Raw genomic sequence first — 15,916 nt, 5'->3', positions numbered from 1 at the left:
GCCGGCCGCGGCTCTGCGGGCTCAGAGGAACGTACGGCCCTCGCCCCGGTACGTCGGCACGGTCGCCGTCACCCGGTCGCCCTCGATCAGCTGCAACTCATCGAAGCGCTCGCACAGTTCACCGGCCTTCGCGTGCCGGAACCACACCTTGTCACCGATCAGCAGATCGTCGGCCGGGGCGCCGAGCAGCGGGGTCTGCACCTCGCCCGGCCCCTCCTGCGGGTCGTAGCGCAGCCCCTCCGGCAGGTACGGGACGGGCAACCGGTCCGCCCCCGCCGGCCCGGACGCCGGATAGCCGCCCCCGAGGACCGTCACAACGCCCACGCCCGGCCGGCGCACCACCGGCTGGGCGAACAGCGCCGCCGGACGCGCCGTGAACGACGTGTAGTTGTCGAACAGCCGCGGTACGTAGAGCCCCGACCCGGCCGCGATCTCGGTCACCGCACGCTCCGCCGCCGTGTGCTGCACACTGCCGGTGCCGCCGCCGTTCACGAACTCCAGGTCCGGTGCCACCGCCCGTACCGCCCGCACCACCTCGGCCCGCCGGGCCGCCAGCTCCTTGCGGCCCGCGGCCTGCATCAGCCGGATCGCCCGGGAGCGCAGCGGCCGCCCGGCGACCGCGTCCCCGACCCCGGCGATGTGCCCCTCGTACGCCATCAGCCCCACCAGCCGGAAGCCGGGCCTGCGCGTCACCGAGCGTGCCAGCTCGGTCAGTTGGGCGGGGGAGCGCAGCGGGGAACGCAGGGCGCCGATCCGGGCCCGGCCGCCGAGCAGCCGCAGCGAGGTGTCCAGCTCCAGACAGACCCGGATCTCCTCGCGGCCACCGGCCCGCGCCGCGTCGATCAGCTCCAACTGCGCGTGGTCGTCCACCATCACGGTCACGGCCGCGGCCAGCTTCGGGTCGGCGGCCAGTTCCGCGAAGGCGGCCCGGTCGGCCGACGGGTAGGCCAGCAGCACGTCCTCGAAACCGGCCCGCGCCAGCCACAGCGACTCGGCCAGCGTGAACGACATGATCCCGGCGAACCCGGGCCGCGCGAGGACCCGTTCCAGCAGCGCCCGGCAGCGCACCGACTTGCTCGCCACCCGGATCGGCTTCCCGGCGGCCCGGCGCACCAGATCGTCGGCATTGGCATCGAACGCGTCCAGATCGACGACGGCTATCGGGGCGTCCAGATGGGCGGTGGCCCGGTTGTAACGGGTCCGGTCAGCGGCGCGGGCAGTCATGGCCGCAGCTTGCCAGACGTCCGTACCGCTGGGTAGGGGGATGATCCGTACAGATCGCCCGTGAGCAGGGCGGCCTGCTCCCACGGGGGCCGTTGCACCCCGTAGAGTGACGGGCACGCGGCAACCAACGGGCCTGCCTGTGACGTCGATCCGCGCACGGTACGGAAGAGGACCAGGGGGGCGGATGAGTACCGAGGCGCAGCGCGCTCCTGTCCCGCCCCGACCCACGACCCCGCCACCATCGGTGCAGGGTCCGGCCGCGCCGTCGACGGGCGCACCTGTTCCGCCGCACCCGACGAACCCGCCACCGCCCACGGCAGCGGTGCCTGCGCCCGCACCCGCCGCGCCCGTGTCCCCCGCCGTGCCTGTGCCGGACACGACCCCGCCCCGCCCCGAGCAGCCGCCCGCCGCCCCCCGGCGACGGCCCGTCGGCGCCGTGGACCTCACCCCGCGTCCGGGAGCGGCCCCGCCGCACATCCCGCACCCGTACCAGCAGCCGCACCCGTACCCGTACCGCCCTCCGGTTCCCGAGACGCCCGCCGAGACCACCACCCGGCTGCGCCCCGTCCGCAGCCGCCGCCCCGTCCGGACCGTGACCGCCGCGGCCTGCGTCGTGCTCGGACTCGGACTGATCGGCGGGGCGGCCACCGGCGCCTGGCTCACCAGCGATTCCTCCGCCGACCCGGCCGCCCACAGCGCCTACACCGTGGGCCGCTCCGTCTGGCACAGCGTCCCCGTGGACACCCTCTTTCCGCGCACCCTGGCCGGCGACGGGGCGGGGCCCGGCGGCGCCGACCGGGTCTGGACCCGGGTCGCCGTCGCACCGGACAGCGGCTGCCGGGCGGGCCTGGACCCGCTGCTGGCCCAGACACTCGGCCCGGTCGGCTGCGCGCGCATGCTCCGCGCCACCTACACCGACGCCACCAGCAGCAGCGTCACCACGGTCGGGGTGGTCTTCACCGAGGGCGACACCGAGGCCATGCGAGCGCTGAGCTCCCGTTTCACCGACCAGCACCTCGGCCTGCGTACCGACCTGATGCCCCGCACGTACCCCGTCGAGGGCACGGTCGCCGAGGGGTTCGGCGACCGGCAGCGCGCCAGCTGGACCGTCCACGTACTGACCGAGGTCCCCGTCGTCGTGTTCGCCGTCTCCGGTTTCGCCGACGGGCGTACGGTCACCGATCCGCAACCCGTCGACAAGGCCGTGGCCGAGAACGCCACCACGGCCGCCGCCCAGGCCGGCCTCGGCCACGAGGCGAAGGGAATCGCGGACCGGATCGAGCGCGGCCTGCGCCGGACCATCACCGACCTCACGGAGAAGCCGGAATGATCCGCCGCACTCGCACCCGCACCCGCACCCGCACCCGCCGCCGCGCCCTGGGGGCGGTCTGCGCCGCCACCGCGTTCGCGCTGCTGCCCGCGGCACCGGCCAGGGCCGACGCCATCCGGGACCAGCAATGGGGCCTCGAGGCGCTCCACACCGATCAGGCCTGGCGGACCACCAAGGGCAGGGGAATCACCGTCGCGGTCGTCGACACCGGGGTCGACGGCAGCCTCCCCGACCTGGCGGGCCAGGTGCTGCCCGGCAAGGACATGATCGGCTTCGGCGCCGGCCGCGGTGACCGGTCCTGGGCGCGGCACGGTACCGCGATGGCGGGGATCATCGCAGGTCACGGCCATGGTGTCGGAGGCGGCGACGGGGTCCTGGGCGTCGCGCCCGAGGCGAAGATCCTCCCGGTCCGGGTGATCCTCGAAGCCTCCGACCCGGCCCGCGCCAAGGCCCGGGAGTCCCGTGGCACGGCCCTTGCCGACGGCATCCGCTGGGCCGCCGACCACGGCGCCGACGTCATCAACCTCTCGCTCGGCGACGACAGCAAGTCCGCCCACCCCGAACCGGGCGAGGACGCCGCCATTCAGTACGCGTTGAAGAAGGGCGCCGTCGTCGTCGCCTCGTCGGGCAACGGAGGCGAGAAGGGCGACCACATCTCGTACCCCGCCGCCTATCCCGGCGTGATCGCGGTCGCCGCCGTCGACCGGTACGGCACCCATGCCGCGTTCTCCACCCGCCGCTGGTACGCGACCGTCAGCGCCCCCGGAGTCGACATCGTCGTCGCCGCCCCCGACCGCCAGTACTACGTGGAGTGGGGCACCTCAGCCGCCTCCGCGTTCGTGTCGGGCGCGGTCGCCCTGGTCCGCGCCGCACATCCGGGACTGACGCCCGCCCAGATCAGGCAACTGCTCACGGACACCGCCCGCAGCGCCCCGGAGTCCGGCCGGGATGACGCCCGTGGGTACGGCATCGTCGACCCCGCAGCGGCGATCGAGGCCGGGGCCGGGCTCCGTCCGGGCGGTCTGCGCGCGGAATCCACCGAGGCCGGATACCGGAAGCGGTACTTCGGTCCCGGTCCCAGCTCCGAGCACCACGACGGCGGCCCCGCAGGCTGGCTCGCCCCGGCCGCGGGCGGCCTCGGAGCGGTCCTGCTGGCACTGGCCGTGGTGCTGTGGCGCGGCGGGCGATCCACCGTACGGCGCTGACCGCGGCCACCGCTCCACCCCCCCCGCGTCGAGCACGTCGACCGCCCCACCCCCGCGTCGAGCACGTCGACCGCTCCACCCCCGTGTCGAGCACCTCCACCGCCCCACCCTCGGCGTCGAGCACGTCCACCGCCCCACCCTCGGCGTCGAGCACGTCCACCGCCCCATCCCCGTGTCGAGCACGTCCACCGCCCCACCCCACGCCGTCGAGCCCGTCCGCGAGCCCGCTCGGCCCGACCGGTTGCCGGAGCGGGAAACCCCAGGCACTACGCTCGCCCTGTGGCGATGAAGAACATTCCGGACCCCGGTTACTCCGACGACGACGGCACGGCCGCCCCGGCCCTGACCGCGGCACTCGCCGCCTGGGCCGAGGACCGGAAGGCCGTCGGCCCGGTACTCGAAGCCCTCAGGGGCGCCCGGCTCCTGGTCCCGGTCGTCGCCGTGCTCGGGGAGGTGGAGGAGGACGAGAAGGGCCTGCGCCGCGAGAAGACCAGCGACATGGCCGTCCCGACCCTCCAGGCGGGGGACCGCCGCGCCCTGCCCGCGTTCACCTCGACCGCCTCGCTGGCGCTCTGGGACCCGCAGGCCCGCCCCGTCGCCGTACCCCTGCACCAGGCGCTGCAGGCCGCCGCGCACGAGAAGGCGGACACGGTGGTCCTCGACCTCGCCGGCCCGGTCGCGTTCGAACTGACCGGGACCGCGCTGCGGGCCCTCGCCGAAGGCCGCGCCAGCGCCGACCCGCTGGACGACCCCGCGGTCACCGCCGCGGTACGGGACGCGGTCGCCGCCGAGCCCGCGGTGCTCCGCGCCCACCTCGGCCCCGGCCGGGCCGACGGCACCCTCGCCCTCGTCCTCGCATCCGGCGCGGACCCCGCCGACGCGGCCCGCCGGGTCGCGGAACGGCTGGCAGCCGACGACGTCCTGCGCGCCCGCCTGGTGCGGGGCCTGGACCTGGCGCTGCTCCCGGCCGATGCGGCCACGCTCGGTCGGCCGCTGTTCACCCGCTGATCCGGTGCTTTACGACTGTGAGCCCCCGCCCGACCCGGGCGGGGGCTCACAGTCGGCAGAAGCCGGGAGGAGGAACGAGGAGGAACCGGGGGCCGTGCGGGCTCAGCCGAAGACGGGGCCGGTGTACTTCTCGCCGGGGCCCTGGCCGGGCTCGTCCGGCACGAGCGACGCCTCGCGGAACGCCAGCTGCAGCGACTTCAGGCCGTCACGCAGCGGAGCCGCGTGGAAGGAGCTGATCTCGGTGGTGCTGGCGTCCAGCAGACCGGCCAGCGCATGGACCAGCTTGCGGGCCTCGTCGAGGTCCTTGTGCTCGTCGCCGTCCTCGGTCAGCCCGAGCTTCACGGCGGCGGCGCTCATCAGATTGACCGCGACCGTCACGATCACCTCGACCGCGGGCACCTCCGCGATGTCGCGGGCCATGTCGTCGAAGCCGGGGGAATCGGTGGTGGGGGTCGCGTCACTCATGCGCCATACGATAGGCCCACTCCGGTGCCGCCCCGTCTGCGGGAGTGATGGCGGCAGGCGGTTCGCGCCCGCCCGGGGGAGCTGCTAACCTTGTGTTACGACCGGCTGTGCAGCTATGTGCTCAGCCCACAAGTGGAGGCTCCGATCTCCCACCTGGCTGTCCGTTCGGACAGCGGGTCACCGGTCAGGTGGCGCCCATCGTTCCGTACGGACGATGGAGCCGCCCGATGCGCCCCGCGGTTGACCGCGGCGGTGTTCCGGTTGTTCCAGGAGCCCCGCCTGTGTCCCGTCCGGGGCATTTTTCTTGCGCCGGCGCGGTTGGTCTGACGAAAACAGACGTTACGTGGCTGTCCGCCAGACGGCCGCGTGGTGCTACCGAGGAGGATCCATCAGCGCCGAGCCCCGCATCAACGACCGGATTCGCGTTCCCGAGGTGCGACTTGTCGGTCCCAGCGGCGAGCAGGTCGGGATTGTTCCGCTTGCCAAGGCCCTGGAACTTGCACAGGAGTACGACCTCGACCTGGTCGAGGTGGCGGCGACCGCCCGTCCGCCCGTGTGCAAGCTCATGGACTACGGGAAGTTCAAGTACGAGTCGGCCATGAAGGCCCGTGAGGCGCGCAAGAACCAGGCGCACACGGTCATCAAGGAGATGAAGCTCCGGCCGAAGATCGACCCGCACGACTATGACACCAAGAAGGGTCACGTCGTCCGGTTCCTCAAGCAAGGCGACAAGGTCAAGATCACGATCATGTTCCGTGGTCGTGAGCAGTCCCGCCCCGAGCTGGGCTTCCGACTGCTCCAGCGTCTCGCTTCGGATGTGGAGGAACTCGGTTTCATCGAGTCCAACCCGAAGCAGGACGGCCGGAACATGATCATGGTTCTGGGCCCGCACAAGAAGAAGACCGAAGCCATGGCCGAGGCCCGCGAGGCCCAGGCCGCCCGCAAGGCGGGGCGTCAGGGTTCCACCCACGACGCCGAACCCGCGGGCGAGGCTGCCGAAGCGCAGCCCGAGGCTCCGGGCGACACCCCTTCCGAGGCGTGACTCAGGGGGCCGCCATCCAGGCGGCCCCGGGTCTGCACGGAATTCCCACCAAGATCTGACGCCCCTGTTGTCCGGTGCCCGCACCGAGAGGGGCGCCACTGACGAGGAGAGAACGGCGCGATGCCGAAGAACAAGACGCACAGCGGTGCCAGCAAGCGCTTCAAGATCACCGGCTCCGGCAAGGTGCTCCGTGAGCGCGCCGGCAAGCGCCACCTTCTTGAGCACAAGTCGTCCAAGAAGACCCGCTCGCTGACCGGCACGGTCGTAGTGGCTCCGTCCGACGCCAAGAAGATCAAGAAGCTTCTCGGCAAGTGAGTCCGCGGCCCGCGGTGAACCCGTGGGCGGCGAGCTCGACTCAGACCGGGACCAATTCGTTTCCGGGCCGTGTGAGTCCAACCACGGCCCCGCTACAAGGAGTTAAAAAGTGGCACGCGTCAAGCGGGCAGTAAACGCCCACAAGAAGCGCCGGGCAATCCTCGAGCAGGCCAGCGGTTACCGGGGCCAGCGCTCCCGCCTGTACCGCAAGGCGAAGGAGCAGGTCACCCACTCCCTCGTCTACAACTACAACGACCGCAAGAAGCGCAAGGGCGACTTCCGTCAGCTGTGGATCCAGCGCATCAACGCCGCTGCCCGCCAGAACGGCATGACGTACAACCGCCTCATCCAGGGTCTGAAGGCCGCCAACATCGAGGTGGACCGCAAGATCCTGGCCGAGCTCGCGGTCAACGACGCCAACGCGTTCGCCGCCCTCGTCGAGGTTGCCCAGAAGGCCCTCCCGAGCGACGTCAACGCCCCGAAGGCCGCCTGACCCAGGTCGCACTTCCTGTTTTCTGAGCCGGACCCGCAGGCGCTCGTCGTCTGCGGGTCCGGTGCGTTGCACGACAATTTCCGTACGTCCGTCACCTCCGTACGCAGAGAGGCTCGCCGCCGACCATGGGCACCCCCGAACTGATCTCCCCGCGATCGCCACGCGTCACCGCCGCCCGGCGGCTGGCCAAGCGCAACTTCCGCGGCAAGGAGCGCAGGTTCATCGCCGAGGGGCCGCAGGCCGTGCGCGAGGCCGCCGAACACCGCGGCAGCGACGGCGAACCGACACTGATCGAACTGTTCGCCACCGTCGAGGCGGCCGAGCGGTACGCCGACATCGTCGACGCCGCCCACGCGGCGGGCGCGCGGGTGCACCTCGCGGACGGCGGCGTGCTCGCCGACGTGTCGCAGACCGTCACCCCACAGGGCCTGATCGGCGTCTGCCGCTTCCTCGACTCGCCGTTCGACGCGATCCTCGCCGCGAAGCCGAAACTGGTCGCCGTGCTCGCCCACGTACGCGACCCGGGGAACGCCGGTACGGTCCTGCGCTGCGCCGACGCCGCAGGCGCCGACGCCGTCGTGCTCACCGACGCCTCGGTGGACCTCTACAACCCCAAGTCCGTCCGGGCCTCCGTCGGCTCGCTCTTCCATCTGCCGGTCGCCGTGGGTGTCCCGGTCGAGCAGGCCGTACAGGGGCTGCGGGACGCGGGCGTACGGATTCTCGCCGCCGACGGCGCGGGCGAGGACGACCTCGACGACGAGCTCGACGCCGGAACCATGGGCGGTCCGACCGCCTGGGTCTTCGGTAACGAGGCCTGGGGCCTGCCCGAGGAGACCCGCGCACTGGCCGACGCCGTCGTGCGGGTGCCGATCCACGGCAAGGCGGAGAGCCTCAATCTGGCGACGGCGGCGGCCGTGTGCCTGTACGCCTCCGCCCGGGCCCAGCGCCCGCGCCGCTGATCGGCGGCCGCGGTCCTGGCCCGCAGGGCCACCGCTACCAGTGCCGCGTCGTCGGGGTGGCGCACGTCGCGGCCGGCCGGGGACCGGGTCGAGGTCGCCATCCGACCGACGCCGTGCCCGTACCCCACCGACGGCGCACCGCGTGAGTGCGCCCCCCGCAGGGTGTCGCTCCGTCACCGACGACTAGTAGGGTGACGAACTCGGGGGCCCACTGCACCGGTTCGAGAGGTGGGGTACGGGATATGGCTGTCGGCATGAGCAGGCCGCGCGGGACACACACAGCCGCCGTGCGCGACTTCGACGGCCCCGGCCTCGCGGACGAACCGGCCGACGGCCAGGACATCGACGGCCAGGACATCGACGGCCAGGACATCGACAACCAGGACATCGACGGCCAGGACACCCATAGCCCGGACACCGGAGCCGTCGACGCGACCGTCGATCCCGACGACCTCCCCGACGGCCTGGTCATCGCCGATGAGACCGGCCGCGTCATCTGCTTCAACTCCGCCGCCGCCCGGATCACCGCCGTGCCCCGGGCCACCGCTCTCGGCCGCCTCCTGGAGCACGTCCTGCCGCTGGAGGACCTCAAGGGCCGCCGCTGGTGGGCGCTGACCGATCCGTACGGCGGCCTCGCCATCCGGGTCGGCCAGCCCGAGCGCAATCTGCTGCTGCCCGGCGGCCGCGAGGTCCTGGTCTGCGCACGGTACGTGCGCGAGCACCCGACCGGTCCCGTACACCGGGTGGTGATCTCGCTGCGCGGCACCGAGGCCCGGCGGCGCACCGAACGCAGCCACGCCGAGCTGATCGCCACGGTCGCCCACGAGCTGCGCTCCCCGCTGACCTCCGTCAAGGGCTTCACCGCGACCCTCCTCGCCAAGTGGGCACGGTTCACCGACGATCAGAAGCGCCTGATGCTGGAGACCGTCGACGCCGACGCGGGCCGCGTCACCCGGCTCATCGCCGAACTGCTCGACATCTCCCGGATCGACTCCGGGAGACTGGAGCTGCGCCGGCAGCCCGTGGACCTCTCCGCCGCCGTCGAACGCCACATCCAGACCCTCACCGCGAACGGCCAGACCCCCGACCGCTTCCTCGTCCGTACCTGCCAGCCGCTGCCCGCGGTCTGGGCCGACCCGGACAAGGTCGACCAGGTGCTCGGCAACCTGCTGGAAAACGCGGTGCGCCACGGCGAGGGAACCGTCACCATTGAAGTCGCACCCGCACCCGCGAAGAGCGACGAGAAGGGAACGTCCGTCACTGTGAGCGACGAAGGCCCCGGCATCCCCGAGGAGTCGATGGGCCGTGTCTTCACCCGCTTCTGGCGGGGGAGCAAGCGCGGCGGTACGGGCCTGGGCCTCTACATCGTCAAGGGCATCGTCGAGGCGCACGGCGGTACGATCACAGTCGGCCGCGGCCCCGGCGGCGGCGCGGAATTCCGATTTATCCTGCCCGTGAGCGCGCCGGCCTATATGGGATAAGAGGGTTTGCGAAGCAATCAGGCAGGGTGGTGGTGGGCGACGGGAGGGCCTGAGCAGCCCACGGGCCTCCCACACATCCTGTGACCCTTAGAATCGACCTTTGGCACCTTTGCGTCCTCCAGTCGTCGAGCGGGGCCATGGGGGTCCGGGGCTGTCCCCCGGTAAGCGCAGTACCAGCCAATCGGAAGCACGGGAAGAGATGTCGGCACCGAACAAGTCGTACGACCCAGTCGAGGTCGAGGCACTGAAACCGGAAGAGATCGAGCGCATGCGGGACGAGGCGTTCGCCGCCTTCGCCGCCGCCGGTGACCTCGACGCGCTCGCCCAGGCGAAGACCGCGCACACCGGTGGTACCTCGCCCCTGTCGCTCGCCAACCGGGAGATCGGCGCACTGCCGCCGCAGGCCAAGGCCGAGGCGGGCAAGCGCGTGGGCCAGGCCCGCGGCGCCGTGAGCAAGGCCCTCGCCGCCCGTCAGGCGGAGCTGGAGGCCGAGCGGGACGCCCGCGTCCTGGTCGAGGAGGCGGTGGACGTCACACTGCCCTACGACCGCGTCCCGGCCGGCGCCCGCCACCCGCTGACGACCATCATGGAGCGCGTCTCGGACGTCTTCGTGGCCATGGGCTACGAGGTCGCCGAGGGCCCCGAGGCCGAGGCCGAGTGGTTCAACTTCGACGCCCTGAACTTCGTGCCCGACCACCCGGCCCGGCAGATGCAGGACACCTTCTTCGTCCGGGGCGCCGACGGCGGGGACACCGACGAGTCCGGTGTCGTGCTGCGTACGCACACCTCGCCGGTCCAGGCCCGCACCCTGCTCGACCGCGAGCCCCCCGTCTACGTCGTCTGCCCCGGCCGCGTCTACCGCACCGACGAGCTCGACGCGACGCACACCCCGGTCTTCCACCAGATCGAGCTGCTCGCCGTGGACGAGGGCCTCACCATGGCCGACCTCAAGGGCACCCTCGACCACATGGTCCAGGCGCTCTTCGGCCCGGACATGAAGACCCGGCTGCGGCCGAACTTCTTCCCGTTCACCGAGCCGTCCGCCGAGATGGACATGGTCTGCTACGTCTGCCGCGGCGCGTCCGTCGGCAACCCGGACCGCCCCTGCCGCACCTGCGGCAGCGAGGGCTGGATCGAGCTCGGCGGCTGCGGCATGGTCAACCCCAAGGTGCTCGTCGCCTGCGGTGTCGACCCCCACAAGTACAGCGGATTCGCCTTCGGGTTCGGCATCGAACGGATGCTGATGTTCCGCCACAACGTCGAAGACATGCGAGACATGGTCGAGGGTGACGTCCGGTTCACCCGGCCGTTCGGGATGGAGATCTGATGCGCGTCCCGCTTTCCTGGCTGCGGGAGTACGTCGACCTGCCGGCGGCGGAGACCGGCCGTGACGTACAGGCCAAGCTCGTCGCCGTGGGTCTGGAGGTCGAGACCGTCGAGCAGATCGGCGCCGGCCTCAAGGGCCCGCTGGTCGTCGGACAGGTACTGACCATCGAGGAGCTGGAGGGCTTCAAGAAGCCCATTCGCTTCTGCACCGTCGACGTCGGCCACGCCAACGGCACCGGTGAGCCGCAGGAGATCGTCTGCGGAGCCCGTAACTTCTCCGTCGGCGACAAGGTCGTCGTGGTCCTTCCGGGCGCCGTCCTGCCCGGCGACTTCGCGATCGCCGCGCGCAAGACGTACGGCAAGACCTCGCACGGCATGATCTGCTCCACCGACGAGCTCGGCATGGGCGACGACGGCACGCACGGCATCATCGTGCTGCCCCCGGAGCACGAGGTCGGCACCGACGCGATCGAGCTCCTCCAGCTCGTCGACGAGGTCCTCGACATCGCCGTCACGCCGGACCGCGGCTACTGCCTGTCCATGCGCGGCGTCGCCCGCGAGACCGCCATCGCGTACGGGCTTCCGCTGCGCGACCCGGCGCTCCTGGACGTACCCGCGCCGAACGCGTTCGGCTACCCGGTCAAGGTCGCCGACCCGATCGGCTGCGACAAGTTCACCGCGCGCACCGTCGTCGGCCTGCAGCCCGAGGCACGTTCCCCGATCTGGCTGCAGCGCAGGCTGCAGAAGGCCGGGATGCGCCCCATCTCGCTCGCCGTCGACGTCACCAACTACGTGATGCTGGAGCTCGGCCAGCCGCTGCACGCCTACGACCGCACCCGCCTCGACGGGCCGATCGGGGTGCGCCGCGCCCAGCAGGGCGAGAAGCTCACCACCCTCGACGGCACGGCCCGCGTCCTGGACGCGGAGGACCTGGTCATCACCGACAACCGCGGGCCGATCGGCCTCGCGGGCGTCATGGGTGGCGCCAACACCGAGATCGCCGACGTCCAGGACGGTGCGCACACCACCACCGAGGTCGTCATCGAGGCCGCGCACTTCGACGCGATCTCGATCGCCCGGACCGCGCGCCGCCACAAGCTGTCCTCCGAGGCGTCCAAGCGCTTCGAGCGCGGCTGCGACCCGCAGGCCGCGGCCGCCGCCGCGCAGCGCACCGTCGACCTGCTGGTGCTGCTCGCCGGCGGCACCGCCGAGGCCGGCGCCACCGAGATCAGCGCCCCGTCCGCGCCCCGCACCATCGCGATGCCGGCGGACCACCCCGACCGGGTGGCCGGTGTCGGCTACGGCCGCGAGACCGTCGTACGCCACCTCCAGGAGGTCGGCTGCGACGTCTACGGACAGGACGAGCTGATCGTCACCGTGCCGTCCTGGCGCCCCGACCTCAGCGAGCCGAACGACCTCGCCGAGGAGGTCATCCGTCTCGAGGGGTACGAGAACCTCCCGTCCACCCTCCCGACGCCGCCGTCCGGCCGCGGGCTCACCGACCGCCAGCGGCTGCACCGCAGGATCGGCCGGGCGCTCGCCGGAGCCGGCTACGTCGAGGCGCTGAACTACCCGTTCATCGGCGCCGCCGTGCTCGACCAGCTCGGGCTCGACGCCGACGACGCCCGCCGCCGTACGGTCGAGCTCGTCAACCCGCTCTCCGACGAGGAGCCCGCGCTGCGCACCACGCTGCTGCCGGGCCTGCTCGGCGCACTGCGGCGCAACGACGGCCGCGGCAGCCACGACCTCGCGCTCTTCGAGACCGGCCTGGTCTTCAGGCCCACTGGCACGGAGACCAAGGCCGTACGGCTGCCCGTCGACCGCCGTCCGACCGACGAGGAGATCGCCGGGCTCAACGCCACGCTGCCGCGCCAGCCGCGCCGCGCCGCGGTCGTCCTCGCGGGCGCCCGCGAGCAGGCCGGCTGGTGGGGCAAGGGCCGCCCGGCCGACTGGGCCGACTCCATCGAGGCCGCCCGGACGATCGCCCGCGAGGCGGGTGTCGAGGTCACCGTCCGCAGCGACCAGCACGCGCCGTGGCACCCGGGCCGCTGCGCCGCGCTGTACGTCACGGTGAACGGTGAGGAGACCCTCTTCGGGCACGCGGGTGAGCTGCACCCGCGCGTCATCAAGGAGCTCCACCTGCCGGAGCGCACCTGCGCCATGGAGGTCGAACTCGACCTCCTGGAACAGGCTGCCGACGGCGTGCTCCAGGCACCCCGGATCTCCGCCTTCCCGGTGGCGACCCAGGACGTCGCGCTGATCGTCGCGGAGAGCGTCCCCGCCGCCGAGGTGGAGCGGGCGCTGCGCGAGGGCGCGGGTGAACTCCTCGAATCGCTGCGGCTGTTCGACGTCTTCACCGGCGACCAGATCGGTGCGGGCCGCAAGTCCCTGGCGTACGCGCTGCGGTTCCGCGCGGCGGACCGCACGCTGACCGTCGACGAGGCATCGGCCGCGCGCGACGCCGCGGTGGCGCTCGCCGCCGAGCGGACGGGCGCGGTGCTGCGCGGCGCGTGAGGCGCCGTCGTCCTCGACCGCCGGGCGGGCCGGGTCTCCGGCCCGCCCGGCGCGTTCGGCATGCTCTTCGAGTGCCGGCACGACCTCATCCACGACAATCTGCTCGACCTGACCCACGAGTCGTTCCTGTACCAGTCGACCGTCGGCGACGATTACCTCTACGAGCACGGCATCACCGTCGAGGTGGACGGCCGCGTGGTGACCGTCGACCGCCTGATGCCCGGCGTCGAGGCACCGCCGCTGTACGCGCGGACCATGGGCACCGAGGGGCTGTACGACCGGTTCCACGTCCCGAGCTACCACGTGCTGCACTTCCGGGACCACGGCACAGGGGCGCCCGCGCGAGGAGGGCCACCTCATCAAGGTGCTCAACGGGATCACGCCCGTCGACGAGAGGACCACTTGGTACTACCACGCGTTCAGCCGGAACTTCGCGGTCGACGCCGAGTGGGCCACCCGGGAGCTGGAGGTCGGGCTCGAAACCGTGCTGCGCGAGGACGCCGACGCCCTCAGGGACCAGGAGATCGGGATGCGGGAGCGCCCCGGTACCGAGCACGACGTGCTCATCGGCCATGACGCCGGGGTCACCAAGGCCCGTCGCATCCTCACCCAGATGCCGGCGGCGGAGGCCGCCGCCGGACCCCCCGGTGAGCCGGACCACCGGGACGTCGCCGGCCGTCGCCGCGGCGAGAGGCTGGTCACGATGGCGCGCCTGCACGGCATCGACCTCGACGCGCCAGGACGCCAGGGCGTGTGGGAGGGGGCGCATCCGGTCACCGGATGCGCCCCCTCCCGTGCTCGCCGAACGGCGAGGACCGCACGCGGGCCCCGGCCCGGCCCGGGGGAACCCGGCTCCGTACCGACCCCGTAGCCACCCTCCGATCCGTGGGCAGTGGGGTGTGCGATCCGGCGCCGTCCGCGCCGCCACGGAGTGTCGGGCAGGTCGGCGGTAACGGACGACGCGGGTGCGGGTCGTCGGCTGTACGAGGGGGAGCAGACGACCCGGCCGCCTCTTGCGAGACGACTGATTCAACCGATCCGGGCCCCGGAGTGCCAGAGCGCGCGGCGGGACGGTTCGGGCATTGCGTTCACACCCCGTGTGAATCGTGCTCCACTGGTGCGACACGCCTCGGCGTGCCGAACCACCGGAGGGGCACATGGGGGCAACGGAGCCCAACTTTCTGCTGGCGGCCCTGATCGAGGAGGCGGGCGTCTCCCGGGCCGGCCTCGCCGCGCACATCAACCGGGCCGGCCGCTCCCGCGGACTCTGCCTGCGGTACGAACACACCGCGGTGGCCCGCTGGTTGAAGGGCCAGCGCCCCCGCGGCCAGGTGCCCGACCTGGTCTGCGAAGTGCTCGGGAACCGGCTGAACAGGCCGCTTTCGCTGGACGACATCGGTATGGCGGCTCCGGGCGCCGGTGCGGCCGGGCCCGCGTCCACGCTCGGCGGATTCGTCGAGCGGGCCACCGCGCTGTGGCGCTCCGACGCACAGCAGCGCCCGCACATACTCGCCTCGGCCGCCGTCACGGGCACCACGGCTGTGATGCCCGTCTGGGAATGGGAGAACCCGCCCGAGGACCTCGATGTCTCCCGCAGCGGCACCACCCGGGTCGGCGCGGCCGACATAGTGACCCTGCGCGCGGCCCGTGCCCACTACGAACTCATGTACCGCAGGGCAGGCGGAATCGCGACCCGATCCCGCATCGTCGGCTTCCTCAACGCGGAGACCGCCCCGCTGCTGCGTGGCGCCTACAGCGATGCGACTGGGCGTCAACTGCACAGGGCGGCAGGCGGATTGGTGGCCGTCGCGGGCATCTGCGCCTACGACTCCGACGCGCACGGGCTCGCCCAGCGCTACTTCCACCAGGCGCTGCGGCTGGCCAAGGCGAGCGGGGACCGGGGACTCGGCGGCTATGTGATCGCCCTGCTGGTCAACCAGTCGCTGTGCCTCGCCGAGTACCGGCAGTCGGTGGCCTTCGCGCAGGCGGCGCTGCGGGCCGCCGGCGGCCACATCACTCCCGCGCTGGCCGCCGATCTGTACGCGATGCAGGCCAAGGCGTACGCCCACCTCGGCGACGCGGGCAGCGCACTGGAGTGCATCCGGCACGCCGAGACGGAGGCGGAACGCATCCGTCCGGGCCAGGAACCGGACGAGACGGGGTACGTCCAGCCGGGCCTGGTCGATGTGCAGGTGGCCGAGGCGCTGCTCAGCCTCGGCGATCTGCCGGGGGCCAGGAAACACGCGGCGGCGGCCGTACAAACCCCCGCGCACGACCGGGGCCGGGTGCACCGGCTCGCCATGCTGACCCATATCGAACTGCGTGAGGGCGAGGCGGACCGCGCGGCGGTCACCGCCGTGGAGATGGCCGAACGGGCCAGGGGCATGGAGTCACAGCGGCTGCGCGACCGGCTGCGCGCGGTGCGCGAGGACCTGGTCGCGAGCGGCTGCGCCGAGGCGGGGCGGGCCGCCGAACTGATCGACGGGGCGTTGCGCGTACCGCTGTGAGTACCCCCGCGCATGCGTACCCGCCGGTATCGGTACGTTCCCCTCTG

General features: G+C 72.5%; 13 protein-coding genes and 2 pseudogenes. 13 read left to right on the top strand and 2 right to left on the bottom strand.

Features of this window, described 5'->3' with window-relative positions:
- Nucleotides 1-21 precede the first annotated feature (21 nt).
- Complete coding sequence (locus OH735_RS06540) at nucleotides 22-1,224, bottom strand: amino acid deaminase/aldolase (RefSeq protein WP_406380238.1); 1,203 nt, start codon at nucleotides 1,222-1,224, stop codon at nucleotides 22-24.
- A 436-nt stretch (nucleotides 1,225-1,660) separates the two neighbouring features.
- Between OH735_RS06540 and OH735_RS06535 the strand changes: the two genes are divergently transcribed.
- The 3 genes from OH735_RS06535 (at nucleotide 1,661) to OH735_RS06525 (ending at nucleotide 4,767) form a co-directional block, all read left to right on the top strand.
- A complete protein-coding gene (locus tag OH735_RS06535; protein ID WP_406386440.1) occupies nucleotides 1,661-2,554 on the top strand; it encodes a hypothetical protein in 894 nt (297 codons plus the stop codon).
- Entirely contained in the window at nucleotides 2,551-3,759 is a 1,209-nt protein-coding gene (mycP, locus tag OH735_RS06530; RefSeq protein ID WP_406380237.1) for a type VII secretion-associated serine protease mycosin, read from the top strand. Before OH735_RS06535 ends, mycP begins: the two co-directional genes overlap by 4 nt.
- Before the next feature lie 279 nt (nucleotides 3,760-4,038).
- Nucleotides 4,039-4,767 carry an SseB family protein gene (locus OH735_RS06525; protein ID WP_406380236.1) on the top strand — a complete coding sequence of 243 codons (729 nt, stop codon included), beginning with the start codon at nucleotides 4,039-4,041 and terminating at the stop codon, nucleotides 4,765-4,767.
- Nucleotides 4,768-4,869: 102 nt separating this feature from the next.
- On the opposite strand, the gene OH735_RS06520 is transcribed toward OH735_RS06525, so the two are convergent.
- The gene (locus tag OH735_RS06520; RefSeq protein WP_093896122.1) at nucleotides 4,870-5,232 is read right to left on the bottom strand and encodes a DUF1844 domain-containing protein; all 363 of its coding nucleotides are present in this window, start codon (nucleotides 5,230-5,232) and stop codon (nucleotides 4,870-4,872) included.
- Nucleotides 5,233-5,575: 343 nt separating this feature from the next.
- On the opposite strand from OH735_RS06520, the gene infC reads away from it, so the two are divergent.
- From infC to OH735_RS06470, 10 genes and pseudogenes are all read left to right on the top strand, one after another.
- Nucleotides 5,576-6,274 (top strand): translation initiation factor IF-3, encoded by a 699-nt coding sequence (gene infC, locus OH735_RS06515; protein ID WP_406380235.1) that lies wholly within the window; start codon nucleotides 5,576-5,578, stop codon nucleotides 6,272-6,274.
- A 120-nt stretch (nucleotides 6,275-6,394) separates the two neighbouring features.
- Nucleotides 6,395-6,589, top strand: a complete 195-nt coding sequence (rpmI, locus tag OH735_RS06510; RefSeq protein WP_072484441.1) for a 50S ribosomal protein L35 — start codon at nucleotides 6,395-6,397, stop codon at nucleotides 6,587-6,589.
- A gap of 109 nt (nucleotides 6,590-6,698) precedes the next feature.
- A complete protein-coding gene (rplT, locus tag OH735_RS06505) occupies nucleotides 6,699-7,082 on the top strand; it encodes a 50S ribosomal protein L20 (protein WP_018103794.1) in 384 nt (127 codons plus the stop codon).
- A 125-nt stretch (nucleotides 7,083-7,207) separates the two neighbouring features.
- Nucleotides 7,208-8,041 (top strand): RNA methyltransferase, encoded by an 834-nt coding sequence (locus OH735_RS06500; RefSeq protein ID WP_266745197.1) that lies wholly within the window; start codon nucleotides 7,208-7,210, stop codon nucleotides 8,039-8,041.
- A gap of 242 nt (nucleotides 8,042-8,283) precedes the next feature.
- Entirely contained in the window at nucleotides 8,284-9,522 is a 1,239-nt protein-coding gene (locus OH735_RS06495) for an ATP-binding protein (RefSeq protein WP_406380232.1), read from the top strand.
- 199 nt (nucleotides 9,523-9,721) lie between these two features.
- Entirely contained in the window at nucleotides 9,722-10,849 is a 1,128-nt protein-coding gene (gene pheS / locus OH735_RS06490) for a phenylalanine--tRNA ligase subunit alpha (protein WP_406380230.1), read from the top strand.
- On the top strand, nucleotides 10,849-13,362 hold the full coding sequence (pheT, locus tag OH735_RS06485; RefSeq protein WP_406380228.1) for a phenylalanine--tRNA ligase subunit beta: 2,514 nt from the start codon (nucleotides 10,849-10,851) through the stop codon (nucleotides 13,360-13,362). The genes pheS and pheT overlap by 1 nt, the downstream gene beginning before the upstream one ends.
- Before the next feature lie 60 nt (nucleotides 13,363-13,422).
- A pseudogene (locus OH735_RS06480) lies at nucleotides 13,423-13,683 on the top strand (aromatic ring-hydroxylating dioxygenase subunit alpha); the annotation flags it as partial.
- 25 nt (nucleotides 13,684-13,708) lie between these two features.
- Nucleotides 13,709-14,233: pseudogene (locus OH735_RS06475) on the top strand (hypothetical protein); the annotation flags it as partial.
- 286 nt (nucleotides 14,234-14,519) lie between these two features.
- Nucleotides 14,520-15,869 carry a transcriptional regulator gene (locus OH735_RS06470; protein ID WP_406380226.1) on the top strand — a complete coding sequence of 450 codons (1,350 nt, stop codon included), beginning with the start codon at nucleotides 14,520-14,522 and terminating at the stop codon, nucleotides 15,867-15,869.
- Nucleotides 15,870-15,916: the final 47 nt, after the last annotated feature.

Origin of the sequence: Streptomyces sp. NBC_01618 (assembly GCF_045209435.1) — a bacterium.
Lineage (GTDB): Bacteria > Actinomycetota > Actinomycetes > Streptomycetales > Streptomycetaceae > Streptomyces.
This window is presented reverse-complemented; position numbering and strand designations above follow the sequence as displayed.

Coding starts and splice junctions, on each gene's coding strand:
- OH735_RS06520 (WP_093896122.1), bottom strand. CDS start 5,232: ATGAGTGACGCGACCCCCACCACCGATTCCCCCGGCTTCGACGACATG.
- rpmI (WP_072484441.1), top strand. CDS start 6,395: ATGCCGAAGAACAAGACGCACAGCGGTGCCAGCAAGCGCTTCAAGATC.
- mycP (WP_406380237.1), top strand. CDS start 2,551: ATGATCCGCCGCACTCGCACCCGCACCCGCACCCGCACCCGCCGCCGC.
- OH735_RS06540 (WP_406380238.1), bottom strand. CDS start 1,224: ATGACTGCCCGCGCCGCTGACCGGACCCGTTACAACCGGGCCACCGCC.
- pheS (WP_406380230.1), top strand. CDS start 9,722: ATGTCGGCACCGAACAAGTCGTACGACCCAGTCGAGGTCGAGGCACTG.
- OH735_RS06500 (WP_266745197.1), top strand. CDS start 7,208: ATGGGCACCCCCGAACTGATCTCCCCGCGATCGCCACGCGTCACCGCC.
- pheT (WP_406380228.1), top strand. CDS start 10,849: ATGCGCGTCCCGCTTTCCTGGCTGCGGGAGTACGTCGACCTGCCGGCG.
- OH735_RS06470 (WP_406380226.1), top strand. CDS start 14,520: ATGGGGGCAACGGAGCCCAACTTTCTGCTGGCGGCCCTGATCGAGGAG.
- OH735_RS06495 (WP_406380232.1), top strand. CDS start 8,284: ATGGCTGTCGGCATGAGCAGGCCGCGCGGGACACACACAGCCGCCGTG.